Raw genomic sequence first — 17,060 nt, forward strand, 5'->3', positions numbered from 1 at the left:
CGGAATGCGGCAGTTTCCTCTGGAGACGCACGACATGGCACCGGGACGGGTCGTCGAATGGCGGCTGCGGTCCACGGCCGCCGCGGCGGCGGACACCGACGGCGCGGGCGACGCGGCGGGCAGGAGGGCTTCGTTCAACCAGGACAAGCACTTCACCGTCGCGGAGGAGAGCCGCGGCGCGGACGATCCCGTAGCGTCCTGGATCGCGGTCACCTTCGAGGTCGCGGGCGTGCTGGACGAGCAGGCCCTGACCCGGGCCCTGCTGGCCTTCGTACGCCGCCACGAGGTGCTGCGGTGCGAGTTCCGGCGCCTCGCGGGCGAGTTGGCGTGCGAACCGATCGCCGCTTGCGAACTCGCCCTCGACACGGTGCCCGTGGCTGCGTTCGACTCCTCCGAGGCTCTGCGCGGCTTCCTCGTCGACCGGTTCAAGCGCAGCATCGACACGCTCTCCTGGCCGCTGTTCACCATGGGCGCCGTCCTGCGCGAGGATTCGGCGACCGTCTACCTGGCCTTCGACCACATCGTGTGTGACGGCCTGTCGATGCCGATCGTGGTCCACGAGGTGCAGAGCGCGTACGAGGCCCTGCGGCGCGGCGAGGACATCGACCTGCCGGCCGCGCCGAGCTACCTGGACTTCGCCGAGGAGCAGCGCCGGCGCTACCTCTCCATCGACGCCGACGACGAACGCCTCGGCTACTGGAAGTCGTTCATGGCGCGCGGCGAGGGCGAGTTCTTCCCCCGGTTCCCGCTCGAACTCGGCGTGGAGCCGGACCGGATGTACCCGATCGTCAACGAGGCCTCGCCGTTGCTGGACGCGGCCGAGGCGGAGGTGTTCGAGAAGGCCTGCCGGGCGGTGGGCGGCAAGCCGTTCATGGGGGTGCTCGCGGCCGTCGCGGTCTGTCTGCGCGAGGCCGGCGGGCCCGGCGTGTACCGGGGGTTCATGCCGGTCAGCGAGCGCGGCCGGGCCGGCTGGGAGAACTCGGTGGGGTGGTTCGTCAACACCATGCCGATCGAGTTCGACGCATCGCCCGGGCGGGACTTCGCCCAGGTCATGGCGGCGGTCCGGGCCGGTTTCGGCGAGATGATGGAGCACATCGACGTGCCGTTCGTCCGGGCCTGGGAGTTGCTGGCCCCCGCCGAGTTCGCCGCCCGCTCCTGGCCCTACCCGGTGAACTTCTTCTCGTACATCGACGTCCGCAAGTGCCCAGGCGCCGAGCGGCACGAGGACTGGCGGCCGACCTCCCACGTGTGGTCGGCGCGCGCCAACGGCGCCTGCTCCTGGTTCCAGCGGGACACCGACGGCCTGCACATGAACTCGATCTACGTGGACACCGCCCCCGCGCGCCGCACCATGGCCGACTTCCAGGAGGCGCTGCGGCAGACGGTCCGGGAGATCGCCCGGCACGGTTCGCTGCGCCGCCCCGTCGCGCTCGCCGGGCCGCGCCGTCCCGTCGACTCACCGCTCGACACCGCCCCGTACGCCCGCCGTTCCTGACGGCGCCGGCCGCCCGTGCTCACGCGCGGGCGGCACGCCCGAGCAGCAGGGCCCGTTCCCGGGCGTTGCGGGTGAGCGAGGCGGCGCGTTCGAACTCCGCGCGGGCCTCCTCCTTGCGACCCAGCCGCTCCAGCAGGTCGCCCCGTACGCTCGGCAGCAGGTGGTAGCTGCGCAGGGCCGGCTCCCGGGCGAGGGCGTCGACCAGCGGGAGCGCCACCTGCGGGCCCTCGGCCATGGAGACGGCGACGGCCCGGTTGAGTTCCACGACCGGTGACGGGACCAGCTCGACGAGCCGTCCGTAGAGGGTGGCGATCGTCGCCCAGTCCGTGTCCTCGTAGCGGACGGCCTCCGCGTGGCAGCCGGCGATCGCGGCCTGGACGGAGTACGGGCCGCTTCCCGCGTGCTGCATGGCCAGGGCGCCGCGGCGGATCAGCATCCGGTTCCACTTGGACCGGTTCTGGTCGGCGAGCAGCACCGGTTCACCGTCGGGTCCGGTGCGGGAAGAGATCCGGGACGCCTGGAACTCCAGCAGCGCCGCCAGCCCGTGCACCTCGGGCTCCTCGGGCATCAGGGCGGCCAGTACCCGGGCGAGGCGCAGGGCGTCCTCGCACAGGGCGGGGCGTACGAGGTCGTCGCCGGCGGTCGCAGAATAGCCCTCGTTGAAGATCAGGTAGATCACCTCCAGGACGGAGGCGAGCCGCTCCTCGCGGTCGGCGCCGTACGGGACTTCGAAGGGCACGCCCGCCTTGGCCAGGGCTCGCTTGGCCCGGACGATGCGTTGGGCGACGGTCGGCTCGGAGGTGAGGAAGGCGCGGGCGATCTCCTGGGTGGTCAGCCCGCCCATCAGGCGCAGGGTGAGCGCGATCCGGGCCTCGGTGGCCAGGACGGGATGGCAAGCGGTGAAGATCAGCCGCAGCAGGTCGTCGTCGATGTCGTCCGGGGCCGCCGGCTCGGCGGGCGGCGGCACGTCCTCCAGGGTCCGGCCGACCTCGGCGAGCTTGCGGGCGTACGTCTCCTTGCGGCGGACGAGGTCGATCGCGCGGTGTTTGGCGGTGGCCGTGAGCCAGGCGCCCGGTTGGTCCGGGACACCCGACTGCGGCCACCGTTCCAGTGCGGCGACCAGCGCGTCCTGTGCGATCTCCTCGGCGATCCCGACGTCGCGCACGATGCGCGCGACGGCGGCGATGATCCGCGCCGACTCGATCCGGAACACCGTTTCGACCGCCTGGGCCGTATTCACTGCCGTCACGGCCACCCATCAGAGCAGCCGTGACGAGGCAGGGCAAACGCGGCGCCGTCAGCCCTCGTCGATCTGGCGCAGCTCGGCGCCGACCGTCCACTCCACGGGGTGGATCTCCAGGAACCGCTTGGTCCACTCCAGTGCTTCGGCCTTGTCCTTGGCCTGGAGGATGGCGTAGCCGCCGACGACCTCCTTGGTTTCGGTGAACGGCCCGTCGGTGTAGCTCAGCTTGCCGGCGGACCAGGTCACGCGGGTCCCCTGGGCGGTGGGGAGCAGCCCGGCGGTGTCGAGCATCACCCCGGCCTTGGTGATCTCCTCCATCAGGGCGCCCATGCGCTGCCCGAACTCCGGCGGGAACTCGGTGTCGGCGGGAAGGCTCTGCTCGTCAATACGGATCAGGGAAAGGAAGCGCGGCACGGTGACTCCTCGGTCGGACGGGCGGGGGTTGTCCCCGCCTCTCACTCCTGCGTCGAACGGGAGACGTCCGGATCGACAGCTCCCCGGATGTTTCTTCGAGGAATCTTCCGGACCGATCCCTACCCGGGAGTAGGATCGCGGGCTCCTGTTGCTGAGAGAGGACGTTTCCGATGCTGCGCACTCCTTCTTCCCCCTTGCTGCTCGCCGGCCTGCTGGCCGGGGCGGGCGTGGCGCACGCGCTCGTGCCGAAGCAGTTCGACGCGACCGTCCCGAGCGCCCTGCCCGGCACCGCCCGGCAGTGGACGTACGCGAGCGGCGCGGCCGAGCTGGCGCTCGCCGCCGGTGTCGCCCATCCGCGGACGCGCCGGGTGGCGGCGCTGGCCGCGGCGGCGTTCTTCGTCGGGGTGTTCCCCGCGAACGTGAAGATGGCCGTCGATGCGCGGCGCCGCTCCCCCGCCACCTGGGCCGTGACGATCGCCCGGCTGCCGCTTCAGCTCCCGCTGGTGCTGTGGGCCCGGAACGTCAGCCGGGGAGCGACCGGCTGACGCCCCGCCACACCTGTCGCGGTCACGGGCTGTCGCCCGACCAGTCCCAGCGGTCCAGGTCGGCCGCGCGACGGCGGTAGTGGGTGCGGCCCCCGGCTCCGTAGCGCCCTATCTCGGTGGGGAGCCGGGCTTCCTCGGCGAGCCGGCGCGGGCTCCAGCCCGTGATGTCCAGGAGGAGCCCGTCCAGCGGGCCGCCCACGAGCTCGCCGTAGACATGGCCGGGGCGCGGGCCGGGATCGGGGTCGTCGTGGTCGGCGCCGTAGACCCGGCGCCGGAGCATCCTGTCGTCCATGCAGCCCAGCTTCACAGGCGCCACTGACAACGGGTCCCGGGGGCAGCGGGACGCGGCCCGGCGGGGACGCCCGGCGGCCGGGAATTCGGGGCCGGTGGAGCCGGCGGCGATGATGGGGGCCCACATGCGCAGCACCCGGAACACGAAGCAGGAGCACCGCCCATGGCACGTCGGGTACACCAGCCACTGGAGAACCAGGAGTTCGACTTCATCCTCGCGATGGCCGAGGGGCCGGTTCTCGCCTACTTCATCGGGACGTGGCCCAAGGCGCTCGAAGCCTGCCGGGCGATGGACGCGCTCGTGGCCGAGGCGGCCGAGGAGTACGGCGCCCGGCTGACGGTCGTCCGCACCGACATGACCCGTTGCCCCGAGCCCACCCAGCGCTTCGGCGTGGCCGGCGCACCCACCGTGGTCCTCGTGGAGGAAGGCGGCGCCGTGGCGAGCCGTGCCGGGGCGATGAGCCGCGCGGAGCTCCGGGAGTTCCTGGAGGCCCATCTCTGATCGTCCGGGCGACCCTCGGCCGGGCGGTCCAAAGTGGGCTATCTGGCCGAAACTGGCGTAGGTCAGATAGGTGCCTAGGGCATGTAATGGATTCCGGCGATACGGACCCACGGAATCATGCTTACGAGGTGCTGCATGTCAGAGACCGTTGCCTTCCCCCAGGACCGAACCTGCCCCTACCACCCGCCGACCGCCTACGATCCCCTCCGCGAGGGCCGGCCGCTCTCCCGGGTCACCCTCTTCGACGGCCGCTCGGTCTGGGTGGTCACCGGGCACCCCGAGGCGCGCGCCCTGCTCTCCGACGGGCGGCTCTCCGCCAACCGGCAGAACGAGGCCTTCCCCAATCCCACGAAGCGGTTCAAGGGCCTGCAGAACCGCCGCACGGCGCTGCTCGGCGTCGACGACCCCGAACACAACGTCCAGCGCCGCATGCTCATCCCGAGCTTCACCCTGAAACGGACCGCGGCCCTGCGGCCCGCGATCCAGCAGACCGTGGACCGGCTGATCGACGAGATGGTCGCCCGGGGTCCGCAGGCCGAACTGGTCAACGACTTCGCCCTGCCCGTCCCGTCGATGGTGATCTGCGCCCTGCTCGGAGTCCCCTACGGGGACCACGAGTTCTTCGAGGCGCAGTCGCGGCGGCTGCTGCGCGGGCCGGAGCTCGCCGACGTGGAGGACGCGCGGGATCAGATCAACGGCTACCTGGCCGATCTGATCGAGCGCAAGCGGACCCATCCGGGCGAGGGGCTGCTGGACGAGCTCGTCGCGAGCCGCCTGGAGACCGGTGAGACCGACGTCGAGGAGCTGGTCTCCCTGGCCGCGATCCTGCTGATCGCGGGCCACGAGACCACGGCGAACATGATCTCGCTCGGTACGTTCACCCTGTTGCGGCACCCGGAGCAGCTGGCCGAGCTGCGCGCCGACCCTTCGCTGATCACGGTGGCCGTTGAGGAGTTGATGCGCTTCCTGTCCATCGCGGACGGAATGCTGCGGGTGGCCACCGAGGACATCGAGATCGGCGGGGTGACGATCCGTGCGGATGACGGGGTGGTCTTCTCCACCTCCGTCATCAACCGGGACGCGGCGGTGTTCGCGGAGCCGGACGCACTGGACTGGCACCGCTCCGCCCGCCACCACGTCGCGTTCGGTTTCGGCATCCACCAGTGCCTCGGGCAGAACCTGGCCCGGGCCGAGATGGAGATCGCCCTGGGGACGCTGTTCGCCCGGCTGCCCGGGCTCCGGCTGGCCGCCGAGCCGGACCGCATCCCGTTCCGGCCCGGGGACACCATCCAGGGCATGGTCGAACTCCCCGTGGCATGGTGAGGGGCATGTCGCCACAGCGAATCGACATCGACACGAGCGTCTGCATCGGCGCCGGGCAGTGCGCCCTGACGGCGCCGGACGTGTTCACCCAGGACGACGACGGCTTCAGCCAGGTCCTCCCGGGCCGTGAGGACGGCAACGGCAGCCCACTGCTGCGCGAGGCCGCCCGTGCCTGCCCGGTCGCCGCCATCAGCATCCGCGAGGGGCAACCGGGGCAACAGGAGTAACCGCTGCACGAACCCGTACGGCTCAGAGCAGGGCGACGGCCCGGCGCTCCAGTTCCAGCGAGCGGTCCACCTGTTCGGCGCACTCGTCGAACAGGGCCCGCCGCTGAGCCGCGTCGGAGTCCGGCTCTGCCGTACGGGCCAAGTCCGCCAGCCGGGACCAGTGGCCGGCGGAGTCCCTCAGGAGCGCGGCCGCCTCCGGCCTCCCGGCGAGGTCGAGGAAGTCGGCGTACAGCGGTCGGGTGGCGCCGGGGGCGGTCCATTCCTCCTCCAGGCAGGCGTACAGCCGCCCGGTGCCGGCGCGGAAGTGCTCCGCGGAACCGCCGAAGCGGCGCTCCCAGCCCGTCCTGGTGGTCCCGTCGCGCAGCTGCGCGGCCAGCTTCTCCATTCCGGTGAAGCCGAAGTTGACGTCGAAGTGGTTGCCGAGCACCGGCCCGGTGAGGCGGGTGACGGTCGCCGCGATCGCCCCGTCGACGTCCGGCTCGCCCTCGGGCGGCCCGGTGGGCACTATCAGCTGGTGGCGGCCCTTGCGGTGCGCGGTCCAGGCCGCACCGAACTCCTCGCGGTCGATCCGGTACGGGGCCTCGGCGCCGTCCTCGATCAACAGGTCATCGCCGTCGTACCCGGCGATGACGACGGTGTGCGGGTCGGCGCCGATCATCTCCGCGTCGCCGTCGGCGTCGGCCCCGTGCCAGGGCAGTGAGGCCCGGTCGACGACACAGAAGGCGGGCTGACCGCCGTCGAGCGCGGCGCGCACCCTGCCCCAGCGGGGTTTGGTGGCGCGCGTGGCGTCGTACGGGACGTGCAGGCGCCGGAGCGTGACCTGCACCCACGGTTCGGGATGGGCCTGCGCGACGATCGTCGCGATGGGCGCCCGGCCGGAGTACTCGAACACGAAGTACATGAAGCCGATCCCGCCGGCCAGGCCCGCGATCAGCTCCTCGTCGTGGGCGCTGCCCAGGGCGTGGCGGATCAAGGAGGCCTCACGGTGGCGTCCGGTCCCGAAGTCTTCGTACACGAGCACAGTCATGCGGTCAGCCTAGCCGCGGGCGCACCATGGACCTGACAGCAACTTCCTGTACAGTTGTCCAGGAAATCCAAACAAGGGAGGTTGATCGTGCACACGGTCGCCCAGGTCCTCATCGGCGTCGTCGCCGCCCTGCACGTGTACTTCCTGGTACTGGAGATGTTCCTGTGGCAGCGGCCGGCCGGGCGGGCCCTGTCGGGCTTCGACGAGGACCTCGCCCGCCGCACCGCGCCCCTCGCCGCCAACCAGGGCCTCTACAACGGCTTCCTGGCCGCCGGCCTGATCTGGTCGCTGATCATCGACTCGCTCGCCACGCAGGTCTTCTTCCTCGTCTGCGTGATCGTCGCCGGGGTCTACGGGGCCGCGACCGCCAACCGCCGCATCCTGATCGCCCAGGCCCTGCCCGGCGCCCTCGCCCTGGGCGCGGCGCTGCTGGCCGCGTGAGCCCCGAGGACCCGCGGACCGCCCGCACCAAGGCCCGGCTGCGCGAGAGCCTCCTCGCCGAGTGCGCGGACCGGCCGCTGGGGGAGGTCAGCGTCTCGGCGGTGGTCCGGCGGGCCTCCGTCGGCCGCGCCACCTTCTACCTGCACTACGAGGACCTCACGGCACTGGCCGTCGACGCCTGCGCCGACGTGGTGCACGCGGCGGTCGACGCCCTGCACGCCTGGCAGACGCGGCCGGGGGCGCAAGCCCCGGCCCGCCCCCCGGGCGCACTGGCCGACTTCCTCACCGACGCCGCCGGGCACACGCCCCTCTACCGCACCCTGCTCCTGCCGGGCGGCGGCGGCCCGCTCGGCGAGCGCCTCCACCGGGAACTTCGCGCCCGCGCCCGCGCCGAACGCGCGGCGGCCGGCGCCCCGCACGCCGACCTGGTCGCCTCGGCGGTGGCCGCCACGTTCACCAGCATCCTGGCCGACTGGCTGCACGAGAGCGTCCCGGGCTCCCCGACGGAGCTGGCGGAGCACCTCTGGCCGCTGCTGCTGGCCCTGCACCGCGCGGGCTCCCGACCTCCCGCCCCCCAATCGCCTCCGCCACAGCAATGAGCCCCGCCGGACCGACCGGCGGGGCTCATGTCACGGGCTGGGCTCGTGAAGTGGCGTCACAGCGGCTTCACCGCAGGGTGACCACGTTTTCCGCCTGCGGACCCTTGGGGCCCTGAGTGACGTCGAACTCGACCGCCGCGCCTTCCGCCAGCTCCTTGAAGCCGGTGGTCTGGATGGCGGAGAAGTGCACGAACACGTCGGGCCCGCCGCCGTCCTGCTGGATGAAGCCGAACCCCTTCTCAGAGTTGAACCACTTCACGGTGCCTGTTGCCATCAGTACTGATCCTTCTCAACGTTCCACGCGGACCGCACGTGCGGTGCAGCCGGTTCCATCCTGCCCGTACGTGACGCCCACCACACCTCAGGCGCGGCCGATCGGGGGCGGTTCGCACTACTGACCGCTCGACACGGCGGGCCGGGTCGACGGGGTCGCGGTCGCGGCGCGGCGGGGCGCGCTCATCCGGCAGCCCAGGCAGTGCGCGTGCCCGGCCCGGGCGGCGGTGTCCCGGGTGCGCCAGTCCCACTCGGCGCGGGGGCGGGGGCCGCTGGGCTTGCCCCAGCCGGCCAGGTGCAGGGCCCATGTGACCAGCGCCGCCACCGCGACGAGGGCCAGGCCGAGCCAGACGCCGGGGCTCCAGGCGGCGCACACGGCGAGGCCGGCTCCGGCACAGCCCAACAGGGCCAGGGCGGTACCGGTCCAGCCGGCGACGGTGTGGCCGAGGTCGACGTCTCCGTGGGCGCTCATGGTTCTCCTCGCAGGGGCGGGCGACGCTAGGCTTCGGACAGGGATGCCTTAGTGAGCAAGATAAGCATCTCACGAACTAAGTTACTTAGATGCTAAGGAGTATGTGCGTGCAGGGCAAGCCCCGCCCCGCGGCCACGGCCCAGGAGGCGCTGTCGCGCATGGACCGGTACGTCGCGCTGGGCCTGATCGGCCAGCAGGAAGTGGCGCAGCTGCTGGGGCTGAACGTCACCGACCTGACCTGTCTCGGCCACGTCCTGGGAGCCGCAGACGCCCCGCTGGCCGCCGGCGACCTCGCCGAGCTGACGAACCTGACCACCGGGGCCGTGACCGGCGTCCTCAACCGCCTGGAACGGGCCGGATACGCCCGCAGGCAGCCCGATCCCGCGGACCGGCGCCGGGTGCGCGTGGTGGCCGACCCGGCGGCGGCCGCCCGGGTCTTCGCCGTCTACGAACCCTTCTACGCGCGGCTCGGCACGGTGTTCGCGCAGTACTCCCCCGACGAGATCGCGGTCATCGCGGACTGGTTCGCGCGGGCGACGGTCGAGATGGGCGCCCATCTCGCCGAGGTACGGTCCGGGAAGATCGGCCCCGTGACCTCGTAGCCCCCGATGGTAAAATTTCCCTTTTCACGTCTCACGGAAGGTTCTGCATGAAGAACCCGTCGGTTCACGGGCGCTTCGGCATCAAGGCCGGAGCCAAGGCAGGCCCCAAGGGCGGTGCGAAGCCGGGCGGCAAGGCGCCCCGGACCGCACCCCTGCAGGGCGAGTTCGCGATGCCCAAGACGGTGGAGCCGGCGCTACCGCCGGTCGCGGCGTTCTCCGAGCTCGACCTGCCCCGTGAGCTGGTGCAGACGATGACCGACCTGGGGGTGACGCAGCCCTTCCCCATCCAGGCCGCCACCCTCCCCAACTCCCTGGCCGGGCGCGACATCCTCGGCCGCGGGCGGACCGGCTCCGGCAAGACCCTGGCCTTCGGCCTGGCCCTGCTGGCGCGCACGGCGGGCCGCAAGGCCGATCCGAAGCGACCGCTCGCGCTGGTCCTCGTACCGACGCGCGAGCTGGCGCAGCAGGTGACCGAGGCGCTCACTCCGTACGCGCAGGCCCTCGGCCTGCGGATGGCCACGGTCGTCGGAGGACTGTCGATCGGCAAGCAGGTGAGCGCGCTGCGCACCGGGGCCGAGGTCGTGGTGGCCACCCCCGGACGCCTCAGCGATCTGGTCGGGCGGCGCGACGTCCACCTGGAGCGGGTGAAGACCACCGTCCTCGACGAGGCCGACCAGATGTGCGACATGGGCTTCATGCCGCAGGTCACCGAGATCCTGGACCAGGTGCACCACGCCGGGCAGCGGATGCTGTTCTCGGCCACCCTGGACCGCAACGTCGACCAGCTGGTGCGCAGCTACCTGAAGGACCCGGTCTCGCACTCCGTCGACCCGTCGGCGGCCTCAGTGAGCACCATGGACCACCACGTGCTCCACATCCACTCCGCGGACAAGTACTCGGCGGCCACCGAGATCGCGGCGCGCGAGGGCCGGGTGCTGATGTTCCTGGACACCAAGCACGGCGTGGACCAGTTCGTGAAGCACCTGCGGGCCATGGGCGTACGGGCGGAAGGGCTGCACAGCGGCAAATCGCAGCCGCAGCGCACGCGCACCCTCGCGCAGTTCAAGAGCGGAGCCGTCACGGTCCTCGTCGCGACGAACGTCGCCGCGCGCGGCATCCACATCGACGACCTCGACCTCGTCGTGAACGTGGACCCGCCGGCCGACCACAAGGACTACCTGCACCGCGGCGGCCGTACCGCCCGCGCGGGCGAGTCCGGCAAGGTCGTCACCCTGGTCACGCCGAACCAGCGCCGCGACATGGTCCGGCTGATGTCCGACGCCCGGATCCGCCCGACCACCACCCAGGTCCGCTCCGGGGAGACCGCACTGAGCCGGATCACCGGGGCCAAGGCGCCGTCCGGGGTGCCGCTGGCGGGCGCCGAGCCGACCGACGCGAAGGGCCGGCCCTCGGGCTCGGACCTCGGATTCCGCGGAATGGGCACGCGCCCGGGCCGGCCGGGTGCGGGCAAGGAGTCCCGCAAGACCGCGGAGGCCCGGCAGCTCGCCGAGGCCCGCCGCGCGGCCCGGGTCCGCAAGGGCGGCTGACGCCGGAGCACGGCCACGGGCACGGGCACGGCCCCGACGCGACGGTGCCGGCCCCCGGACACGGGGGCCGGCACCGTTCGTGCACAAGGGCGCGGGCGCGGCGGGACGTCAGCCGCGGCGGCGCCGTCGCCAGGCCACGATCGCGCGGGTGACGACCGGCGGGAGCAGGTCCTTGGCCAGCCTGCGCCACGCGGCCCCGGCCCGCGGGCGGGGACCGGGCTGGTGCCCGGCCGGTACGGGCGCGGCGCCGGGCTCGGGCGCCGGACGCAGCGGCTGCGGCGGCGCCGGCGCAACGACCCCCTCGTCACCGATGCGGACCAGCGACTGGCCGGCGACGAGGTCCACCCCGTGCCACAGGTCCTCCCGGCCCTCCAGCCAGGTGAGCAGCTCCGCCTGGTAGGGCGCCGGGTCGTCCCAGGTCGCGTACAGCTTCGACGACGACACGCAGATCAGGTGCAGCTCGCCGGTGGCCACCGCGCCCCAGACCGCCGCGGCGACGCCGGGGCAGTGTTCGGAGCGGTAGTCGTCGAAGACGACGACGGCGCCCGGAGCGGCCACGACGCGGGAGGAGGCGATGTCCTGGACGACGTGCTCGTAGAGGTGCGAGGCGTCGATGTGGACGAACCGGCAGCTCGCCGGGCGCACCCGGTCACCGACCACGAACGTCGGCGCCTGGATGATCGTGGGGAGCGCCTCGCGGAAGGCCAGGTAGTTCGTCTCGAACCCGCGGCGGGTGAGCGTGGGGTACGAGTCCTGCATCTCGGCGAGGTTGGAGTCGTCCGGCGCGGGCGAGTCGAAGAGGTCACAGACGGTGAACTCCTCGCCCTCCCGCAGATACCCCCCGAGGAAGATCGCGCTCTTCCCCATGAACGCGCCGAGCTCCAGAAGATCGCCCGGCTGGTCCTCTCTGCCGGTCCGGCCTGTCAGGAACCAGTCGAAGAGCACCTGGTCATAGTCCGAGAACCAACCCTTGACCTGGCTGTACGCGGTGGGTTCGGGCGGAGCCGGCTCGCCGTCGGGGGTGGTGACGGGAGCTTGGGAAACGTGCGACACGGAGAGCAGCCTCCAGTGGAACGGCATCGGATCAACGCTGATACCCGGCCAGGTAGGCAGACTTTAAGCCCCCGAACAGCCGTATGACGAGACTTTGTGCCCAGCGGACAGAAGGACTGCCGCCGATTTCCCGTCTTGATCAGGATCGACCCTTTGTTCCCACCGGTTGTTCCCACCGGCTGCGGGCCGCCCGTCTGGCGCCCGCTCAGCCCTTGATGTTGCGGCGGCCCAAGCGCTGGGCGGCGGTGTTGCGCACGCGGCGGGTACGCCCCGCGGCGGCGAGCAGGTCCAGCGCCTCGTGCGAGCCCAGCGACAGGACGGCGGTGCGCTGGCACCAGTCGGAGGCGGCGGTGAGCTCGGCCGCCGACCACGGCCCGCCGTCGGTGATCGCCTTGAGCAGGGTCCACTCGCGCAGCCGGCGGGCCGGGAAGGGGCGGGCCCCGATCGCGGCGCCCATGGCCCGGGCCCAGTCGGGAAAGCCCGGGTCGGTCAGCAGGTGGGCGGCGCGGCGGCCGAGGTGGGTGACCACCGCGCTCTCGGCCATCACCGGGTCGCGATCGCGCATAACGGCGGCAACGGCGCCCGCCTCGGCCCCGATGGCCTCACCGGCCGCGGCGGCCAGGGTGTCGAGGTGACGGGCGTAGCGCCAGTGGTCGGGCGCGGTGGCCGTGCCCTCCGCCCGGCGCGCCGGGCTGCCCCCCTGGCGTATGTGGTTCTCGCTTCTCCCCATGCAACCCATTCCACACGACCGCGGTGACGGGCCGGCGCGCAGGGGTGCCTCGGAGGACTTCAGCCGACGTACGAGGACTGCGTCAGGGGCGCGCGGGGCGCCAGCAGGGCCTCCGAGCCCACCGGGCGGTATCCGGCGGCCTGGAAGGCCCGGATGCTGCGGGCGTTGCCCGCGGCCTGCTGGGACCAGACCGGTGCGCCGTCGGGGACGAGGTGGCGGGCGGCGAGGGCCAGGTCCCGGCCCAGGCCCCGGTGGCGGACCCCCTCGTCCACCTCGATCGCCGTCTCCCAGCGGCCCGCGACACCGCGGCCGAGTACGAGCACTCCCCCGTCGGCCGCCCAGACCCGTACGTCGTCGCGGCGGCGCAGGGCCCGGCGCACCCGCGGGTGGTCGGGGTCGCGGACCTCGCGCAGCTCCAGCGGCGGGTCACCGGGCAGCGCACCGGCGACGGTGAGCAGGTCGATGGTGTCGGTGGTGCGGGCGGTGCGGTCCAGCAGGGCGCCCAGGAAGCGCGGGTGCATGGAGGCCGCCAGGGAGTCGCATTCGACGGCTGCGAGGGTGGCGTGCACCCACTGCGGGTCCTCGTCCGTGAACACCACGGAGTGCGCGGTGAACGCGATCACGCCCGCGTCGCGCCGGCTCGGCTGCGGTACGACGGTGGTGCCGCCGTCGGCCGGCGGGAACTGCCCGCGGGCCACCGCGTCCAGGATCTCTGCGAGGGTGTCGCCCATGTCTCCTACTCCGCTTCCGTCAGACCTGTTCGAAGGTGAAGGACTTGATGAAACAGTCCCGGGGCTGGCCGATGGCGAAGAAGACGCAGTCCACCAGTGATTGTGCGGTGAGCGGGTCCTTCGCCGTGCGCGGGGCGCCCTCCCACTGCGGGGACAGCGGGTCGTGGTTGTCGAAGTCCGGCGGGTAGAGGGAGATGACGCGCACGCCCTGGTCACGCAGCCGGCGGGACAGGATCTCGGTGAATCCGGACTGGGCGGACTTGGCGGCGTAGAAGGCGTCGTGGGCGTCGGAGCGGTGGTGGCCGGTTTCGCCACAGCTGGAGATCATCGTCACGATGTCGGGCTTGCCGGAGTTCAGCAGCAGCGGGAGGAAGGCTTTCGTGACGAGGACGGTGCCGGTGGCGCCGGAGGCCAGGGTCTCGGTCACGTCCTCGTCGGAGGCGCGGAGCAGGTCGCGGCCGTGCTGGTAGCGGGAGCCGTTGTTCAGGAGTACGTCGATGTGGTCGGTGCGGGCGGCCACCGCTGCGGCGAACTCCCGTACGGAGGCGGGGTCGGTGAGATCGCACGCGTACGCGTGGACGCGGTCGGCGTCGTGCCCCTGCGCGAGGATCTCCTCGCGGACGCGTCGCGCGGCTTCGAGGGTGCGCGCCGAGAGGTGGACCTCAGCGCCCCGGGCGGCGAACCGGAGGGCGAGGGTACGCCCGAAGTCGCGGCCGGCGGCGGTGATGACGACGCCGTGGTGCTCGAAGTCCATACAACGCTCCCGGTCAGGTGGTCGTTACACATGATCTCAGGCGCGGCGTACGGCCGTTCGGCGGGGTGGGCGGCCGGGGCGGCCCCGGCCGCCGGTCGGCCGGGTTCAGTCCCCGTGGGCTTCGTGCCCGCCGTGCCCCTGGTTCGAGCCGTGCCCCGGCTCGGGCAGCGGGGCCCCGGTCTCCAGCAGGGTCTTGAGGCTGGAGGCGAGCATCGGCCAGGCCCGGCCGCACATGCCGATCAGGGTGCCGCCCGGTTCGAAGTCCTCGTGGAGGATGGTCAGCCGCGCGAGGGTGTCCCCGACGGGCTCGATCTCGTACGTCACCTTCGTGCGCCGCTCCTGCGCCAGTTCGGCCCGCAGTTCCTCGGCGATCCCGACCGAGGCCGCCCACTGCGGGGTGAAGGTGTGCCAGGTGTAGGAGAGGCGGCGGTCGGGGACGCAGTCGAGGACCACCTGCTCGGGATCACTGGTCCGGGCCCCGCGCTCCACCCAGTCCATCCTCGATCCCACCGCCCAGTCGGTCTCGAAGCTCAGCCCCCAGTACCGCCGGGTGAGGGCGGGCTCGGTGAGGGCCTGCCAGACCCGGGCGGGATCGGCCTGGATGTAGAGGGTGTAGGTGATCGCGCTGTCGCTCATGCCCCCATGCTGCGGGCCCGGGCCCCGCGGACGCAGGATTTGCCGGGCCGCGCCGGGACTGAGGTCCGGGGCCGGGGCCTGGTGGCGGGTCCGCGGTCCGCGGTCCGGCCGGGTCCTGGGGTCCGGGTCCGGGTCCGGGTCCGGCGTGGTCAGTCGACGTGCAGGGCGACCGCGCAGAGGCCGCGGCCCGCCGCCGCCGCGGTCCGCCAGATGCGCAGGGGGCCGTCGGTGACGGGTTCGTCGCGGGCGCCGTAGTCCAGCCAGTCCCGGTCGCCGACGCGGGCCCGTTCCCCGGGGGTGAAGGTCAGCGCCCGTTCCACGTCCGGCAGCGTCCGGCGGACCTCGGCGGCGGTGAGGAGCACGTTCCCGCACCAGCCCGGCAATAGGGCGGCCCGGTCCGGGCCGATGGCGTGGAACAGGGCGGCGACCGCGTAGTCCTTGCGGTGCACGGAGACGAACATGTCCGCCGCCTCCGGTTCGGGCTCCCAGACGTCCTCCATCACATGGAACGCGCGGTCGGTGATGCCGTTGCAGACCTCGTCGACGTGCCCGCCGGGCCGGGTCAGGGTCAAGAAGGAGTCGATGGCCCCGTCGTGCGCCCGGTCGCGGTACCAGGTGCGGTGGTCCGGCAGCGGGGCACACCGCCAGGCCTCCCAGCGGCGGCGGCCCGCCGGCTGCGTACGGTCGGCTTCGAGGGCCGGAGCGAGGTGGGGCGTGAGCTCCGCGATGACGGAGTCGGGGTGGCTGCTGACCGACCAGGCGCTGGTGAATCCCATGACGATCACGCTACGGGGCGCCACTGACAGCGCACGGCGCGGCGCGATCACCGGCGCAGGCCCTCCTCGGGGAGTTCGGTGAGCGGGGTGCGGAGAGGGGCCGGCAGGCCGAGGCGGGTGCGGGCCGCGTGGACCGCGGCGAGTTCGGCGTGGCCGGCCGGTCCCCAGTCGGCGAGTTCGCGGACCTGCTCAGCCGTGGCCAGCAGGCGCGCGTACTCCGGGTCCGCGGCCGGGGGCGGGCCGGTGAGACGGTCCGCCGTACGGGGATGGGCGGCCCCGTCGGCGCAGCGGTAGCCGAACGGGACGGAGCCTGCCGTCGGGGGCGGGAGGTGCGCGGCGCCGGTGGCGCGGGAGACCAGCAGCAGGACCCGGCCGTCGGGGGCGAACAGCCAGGCACCGGGCTCCCGTACGGGTAGCGCCGCGGGCACCGGGCCGGGGTGCCAGGTGCCGTGGAGGGGGGTGCGGCGGGTGCGCAGCACGCCGAGGCGGTCCAGGGCGGTCGGCACGGTGGGACGGCCGTCCTCCAGCAGGGCGGGGCCGCCGCCGTTGATGCGGGCGCGCAGTGCCGACAGGGCGCGGCGGGCGTCTCCCGGGTCCATCAGGGCGGGCAGGTCGGCCGGTTCGGCGAACTGGATGCCGGTGATCTCCTGGGCGGGGAGGCGGATCGCGTCGATTCGGTCCGCGGTCCAGGTACCGCCGTCGTACACGTACAGGATCTCGCCCGGGAAGCGCATCTCGGGCGGGAAGCCGGGGATGTCGGCCGGGATCCAGTCCACCGCGAGCCCGTGCGGGTAGCTGCCGTCGATGCCGAGTTCCTCCCGCACCTCGCGGGCCGCGGCGGCGGCCGGGGCCTCGCCTGCGTCCACCGCGCCGCCGGGCAGCAGCCGGTCGGGGCGGTAGTCGACGCTCTGGACGAGGACCCGGCCGTCGGTGTCGGTGACCAGGACCACGGCTCCGGTCCAGAGCGCGGCCCGCGAAGCCCCGTACTCCTGCGGGGTCATCCACGTGCCCGGCCGGCCGCCGTCATCGTCCGTCACGGCCTCGCCGGTCAGCTGCGACATGGGAACTCCGTTCACCGTGGATGGGCCTCCGCCCGTGCAAACAGCCGGTACGGCCTGCTGGTTACGCCGGTCGCCCCTCCCCGCCCACTGACCACCGCTTTGCTGCCCCTATACCTTCTTATTACCTTGTTACGCCCTCGCTGGTACGTTCGCGTCGCGGACTGGCGGCCTGAGAACCGCCGGTCCGACCAGCTCGCCCTCGCCCAGCGCGCAGATGCCGGCCCGCCAGCCCGTGATGGCGTTGTTCAGGTCGGAATGAACGCGGCCAGGGCCGCATCCCTGCGAGCCGGACCCGGCACCCACCAGCTAGAAGAAGCC

At 72.8% G+C, this 17,060-nt stretch carries 22 protein-coding genes; 9 read left to right on the forward strand and 13 right to left on the reverse strand.

Annotated elements, in window-relative coordinates; all coding sequences use genetic code 11:
• Positions 1-4: 4 nt before the first annotated feature.
• The gene (locus tag OG974_RS07705; protein WP_327281908.1) at positions 5-1,495 is read left to right on the forward strand and encodes a condensation domain-containing protein; all 1,491 of its coding nucleotides are present in this window, start codon (positions 5-7) and stop codon (positions 1,493-1,495) included.
• 19 nt (positions 1,496-1,514) lie between these two features.
• On the opposite strand, the gene OG974_RS07710 is transcribed toward OG974_RS07705, so the two are convergent.
• On the reverse strand, positions 1,515-2,735 hold the full coding sequence (locus OG974_RS07710; RefSeq protein ID WP_327285996.1) for an RNA polymerase sigma factor: 1,221 nt from the start codon (positions 2,733-2,735) through the stop codon (positions 1,515-1,517).
• Positions 2,736-2,792: 57 nt separating this feature from the next.
• On the reverse strand, positions 2,793-3,152 hold the full coding sequence (locus OG974_RS07715; protein ID WP_327281909.1) for a YciI family protein: 360 nt from the start codon (positions 3,150-3,152) through the stop codon (positions 2,793-2,795).
• A gap of 170 nt (positions 3,153-3,322) precedes the next feature.
• On the opposite strand from OG974_RS07715, the gene OG974_RS07720 reads away from it, so the two are divergent.
• A complete protein-coding gene (locus OG974_RS07720; protein ID WP_327281910.1) occupies positions 3,323-3,697 on the forward strand; it encodes a hypothetical protein in 375 nt (124 codons plus the stop codon).
• A gap of 22 nt (positions 3,698-3,719) precedes the next feature.
• On the opposite strand, the gene OG974_RS07725 is transcribed toward OG974_RS07720, so the two are convergent.
• Positions 3,720-3,989, reverse strand: coding sequence for a hypothetical protein (locus OG974_RS07725; protein ID WP_371645918.1), 270 nt, complete (start codon positions 3,987-3,989; stop codon positions 3,720-3,722).
• A gap of 162 nt (positions 3,990-4,151) precedes the next feature.
• On the opposite strand from OG974_RS07725, the gene OG974_RS07730 reads away from it, so the two are divergent.
• The 3 genes from OG974_RS07730 (at position 4,152) to OG974_RS07740 (ending at position 6,040) form a co-directional block, all read left to right on the forward strand.
• Positions 4,152-4,490: a thioredoxin domain-containing protein gene (locus tag OG974_RS07730; RefSeq protein ID WP_327281912.1), complete on the forward strand. Its 339-nt coding sequence runs from the start codon at positions 4,152-4,154 to the stop codon at positions 4,488-4,490.
• 135 nt (positions 4,491-4,625) lie between these two features.
• Positions 4,626-5,813: a cytochrome P450 gene (locus OG974_RS07735; protein ID WP_327281913.1), complete on the forward strand. Its 1,188-nt coding sequence runs from the start codon at positions 4,626-4,628 to the stop codon at positions 5,811-5,813.
• A gap of 5 nt (positions 5,814-5,818) precedes the next feature.
• Positions 5,819-6,040 (forward strand): ferredoxin, encoded by a 222-nt coding sequence (locus OG974_RS07740; protein ID WP_327281914.1) that lies wholly within the window; start codon positions 5,819-5,821, stop codon positions 6,038-6,040.
• 22 nt (positions 6,041-6,062) lie between these two features.
• On the opposite strand, the gene OG974_RS07745 is transcribed toward OG974_RS07740, so the two are convergent.
• Positions 6,063-7,067 (reverse strand): BtrH N-terminal domain-containing protein, encoded by a 1,005-nt coding sequence (locus OG974_RS07745; protein ID WP_371645921.1) that lies wholly within the window; start codon positions 7,065-7,067, stop codon positions 6,063-6,065.
• Positions 7,068-7,154: 87 nt separating this feature from the next.
• Between OG974_RS07745 and OG974_RS07750 the strand changes: the two genes are divergently transcribed.
• Positions 7,155-7,508, forward strand: a complete 354-nt coding sequence (locus OG974_RS07750) for a DUF1304 domain-containing protein (RefSeq protein WP_327281917.1) — start codon at positions 7,155-7,157, stop codon at positions 7,506-7,508.
• Positions 7,505-8,107, forward strand: coding sequence for a TetR/AcrR family transcriptional regulator (locus OG974_RS07755; RefSeq protein ID WP_327281918.1), 603 nt, complete (start codon positions 7,505-7,507; stop codon positions 8,105-8,107). Before OG974_RS07750 ends, OG974_RS07755 begins: the two co-directional genes overlap by 4 nt.
• A gap of 67 nt (positions 8,108-8,174) precedes the next feature.
• On the opposite strand, the gene OG974_RS07760 is transcribed toward OG974_RS07755, so the two are convergent.
• Both OG974_RS07760 and OG974_RS07765 read right to left on the reverse strand, forming a co-directional pair.
• Positions 8,175-8,381, reverse strand: coding sequence for a cold-shock protein (locus OG974_RS07760; protein ID WP_327281919.1), 207 nt, complete (start codon positions 8,379-8,381; stop codon positions 8,175-8,177).
• Between the two features lie 117 nt (positions 8,382-8,498).
• Positions 8,499-8,852 carry an HGxxPAAW family protein gene (locus tag OG974_RS07765; RefSeq protein ID WP_327281921.1) on the reverse strand — a complete coding sequence of 118 codons (354 nt, stop codon included), beginning with the start codon at positions 8,850-8,852 and terminating at the stop codon, positions 8,499-8,501.
• Positions 8,853-8,959: 107 nt separating this feature from the next.
• Between OG974_RS07765 and OG974_RS07770 the strand changes: the two genes are divergently transcribed.
• Complete coding sequence (locus OG974_RS07770) at positions 8,960-9,454, forward strand: MarR family transcriptional regulator (protein WP_327281922.1); 495 nt, start codon at positions 8,960-8,962, stop codon at positions 9,452-9,454.
• Between the two features lie 47 nt (positions 9,455-9,501).
• On the forward strand, positions 9,502-11,001 hold the full coding sequence (locus OG974_RS07775; RefSeq protein ID WP_371645924.1) for a DEAD/DEAH box helicase: 1,500 nt from the start codon (positions 9,502-9,504) through the stop codon (positions 10,999-11,001).
• Positions 11,002-11,109: 108 nt separating this feature from the next.
• On the opposite strand, the gene OG974_RS07780 is transcribed toward OG974_RS07775, so the two are convergent.
• The 7 genes from OG974_RS07780 to OG974_RS07810 form a co-directional block, all read right to left on the reverse strand.
• On the reverse strand, positions 11,110-12,054 hold the full coding sequence (locus tag OG974_RS07780) for a class I SAM-dependent methyltransferase (protein WP_371645926.1): 945 nt from the start codon (positions 12,052-12,054) through the stop codon (positions 11,110-11,112).
• Positions 12,055-12,259: 205 nt separating this feature from the next.
• Entirely contained in the window at positions 12,260-12,784 is a 525-nt protein-coding gene (locus OG974_RS07785; protein WP_371645928.1) for a hypothetical protein, read from the reverse strand.
• Positions 12,785-12,843: 59 nt separating this feature from the next.
• Positions 12,844-13,515, reverse strand: a complete 672-nt coding sequence (locus OG974_RS07790) for a GNAT family N-acetyltransferase (protein WP_327281924.1) — start codon at positions 13,513-13,515, stop codon at positions 12,844-12,846.
• 19 nt (positions 13,516-13,534) lie between these two features.
• Positions 13,535-14,269, reverse strand: a complete 735-nt coding sequence (locus OG974_RS07795; RefSeq protein WP_327281925.1) for an SDR family oxidoreductase — start codon at positions 14,267-14,269, stop codon at positions 13,535-13,537.
• A 105-nt stretch (positions 14,270-14,374) separates the two neighbouring features.
• A complete protein-coding gene (locus OG974_RS07800) occupies positions 14,375-14,905 on the reverse strand; it encodes an SRPBCC family protein (RefSeq protein WP_327281926.1) in 531 nt (176 codons plus the stop codon).
• A gap of 149 nt (positions 14,906-15,054) precedes the next feature.
• Positions 15,055-15,681, reverse strand: coding sequence for a hypothetical protein (locus OG974_RS07805; RefSeq protein ID WP_327281927.1), 627 nt, complete (start codon positions 15,679-15,681; stop codon positions 15,055-15,057).
• Positions 15,682-15,728: 47 nt separating this feature from the next.
• Positions 15,729-16,742 carry an NUDIX domain-containing protein gene (locus OG974_RS07810; RefSeq protein ID WP_328761761.1) on the reverse strand — a complete coding sequence of 338 codons (1,014 nt, stop codon included), beginning with the start codon at positions 16,740-16,742 and terminating at the stop codon, positions 15,729-15,731.
• Positions 16,743-17,060: the final 318 nt, after the last annotated feature.

The organism is Streptomyces sp. NBC_00597, from assembly GCF_041431095.1.
Lineage (GTDB): Bacteria > Actinomycetota > Actinomycetes > Streptomycetales > Streptomycetaceae > Streptomyces.

Bases quoted from the DNA above. Each gene is read 5' to 3' on its own strand.
- OG974_RS07790 (WP_327281924.1), bottom strand. From the start codon at position 13,515: ATGGGCGACACCCTCGCAGAGATCCTGGACGCGGTGGCCCGCGGGCAG.
- OG974_RS07805 (WP_327281927.1), bottom strand. From the start codon at position 15,681: ATGGGATTCACCAGCGCCTGGTCGGTCAGCAGCCACCCCGACTCCGTC.
- OG974_RS07795 (WP_327281925.1), bottom strand. From the start codon at position 14,269: ATGGACTTCGAGCACCACGGCGTCGTCATCACCGCCGCCGGCCGCGAC.
- OG974_RS07775 (WP_371645924.1), top strand. From the start codon at position 9,502: ATGAAGAACCCGTCGGTTCACGGGCGCTTCGGCATCAAGGCCGGAGCC.
- OG974_RS07740 (WP_327281914.1), top strand. From the start codon at position 5,819: ATGTCGCCACAGCGAATCGACATCGACACGAGCGTCTGCATCGGCGCC.
- OG974_RS07800 (WP_327281926.1), bottom strand. From the start codon at position 14,905: ATGAGCGACAGCGCGATCACCTACACCCTCTACATCCAGGCCGATCCC.
- OG974_RS07720 (WP_327281910.1), top strand. From the start codon at position 3,323: ATGCTGCGCACTCCTTCTTCCCCCTTGCTGCTCGCCGGCCTGCTGGCC.
- OG974_RS07725 (WP_371645918.1), bottom strand. From the start codon at position 3,989: ATGGACGACAGGATGCTCCGGCGCCGGGTCTACGGCGCCGACCACGAC.
- OG974_RS07765 (WP_327281921.1), bottom strand. From the start codon at position 8,852: ATGAGCGCCCACGGAGACGTCGACCTCGGCCACACCGTCGCCGGCTGG.
- OG974_RS07810 (WP_328761761.1), bottom strand. From the start codon at position 16,742: ATGTCGCAGCTGACCGGCGAGGCCGTGACGGACGATGACGGCGGCCGG.
- OG974_RS07785 (WP_371645928.1), bottom strand. From the start codon at position 12,784: ATGGGGAGAAGCGAGAACCACATACGCCAGGGGGGCAGCCCGGCGCGC.
- OG974_RS07735 (WP_327281913.1), top strand. From the start codon at position 4,626: ATGTCAGAGACCGTTGCCTTCCCCCAGGACCGAACCTGCCCCTACCAC.
- OG974_RS07705 (WP_327281908.1), top strand. From the start codon at position 5: ATGCGGCAGTTTCCTCTGGAGACGCACGACATGGCACCGGGACGGGTC.
- OG974_RS07760 (WP_327281919.1), bottom strand. From the start codon at position 8,381: ATGGCAACAGGCACCGTGAAGTGGTTCAACTCTGAGAAGGGGTTCGGC.
- OG974_RS07745 (WP_371645921.1), bottom strand. From the start codon at position 7,067: ATGACTGTGCTCGTGTACGAAGACTTCGGGACCGGACGCCACCGTGAG.
- OG974_RS07730 (WP_327281912.1), top strand. From the start codon at position 4,152: ATGGCACGTCGGGTACACCAGCCACTGGAGAACCAGGAGTTCGACTTC.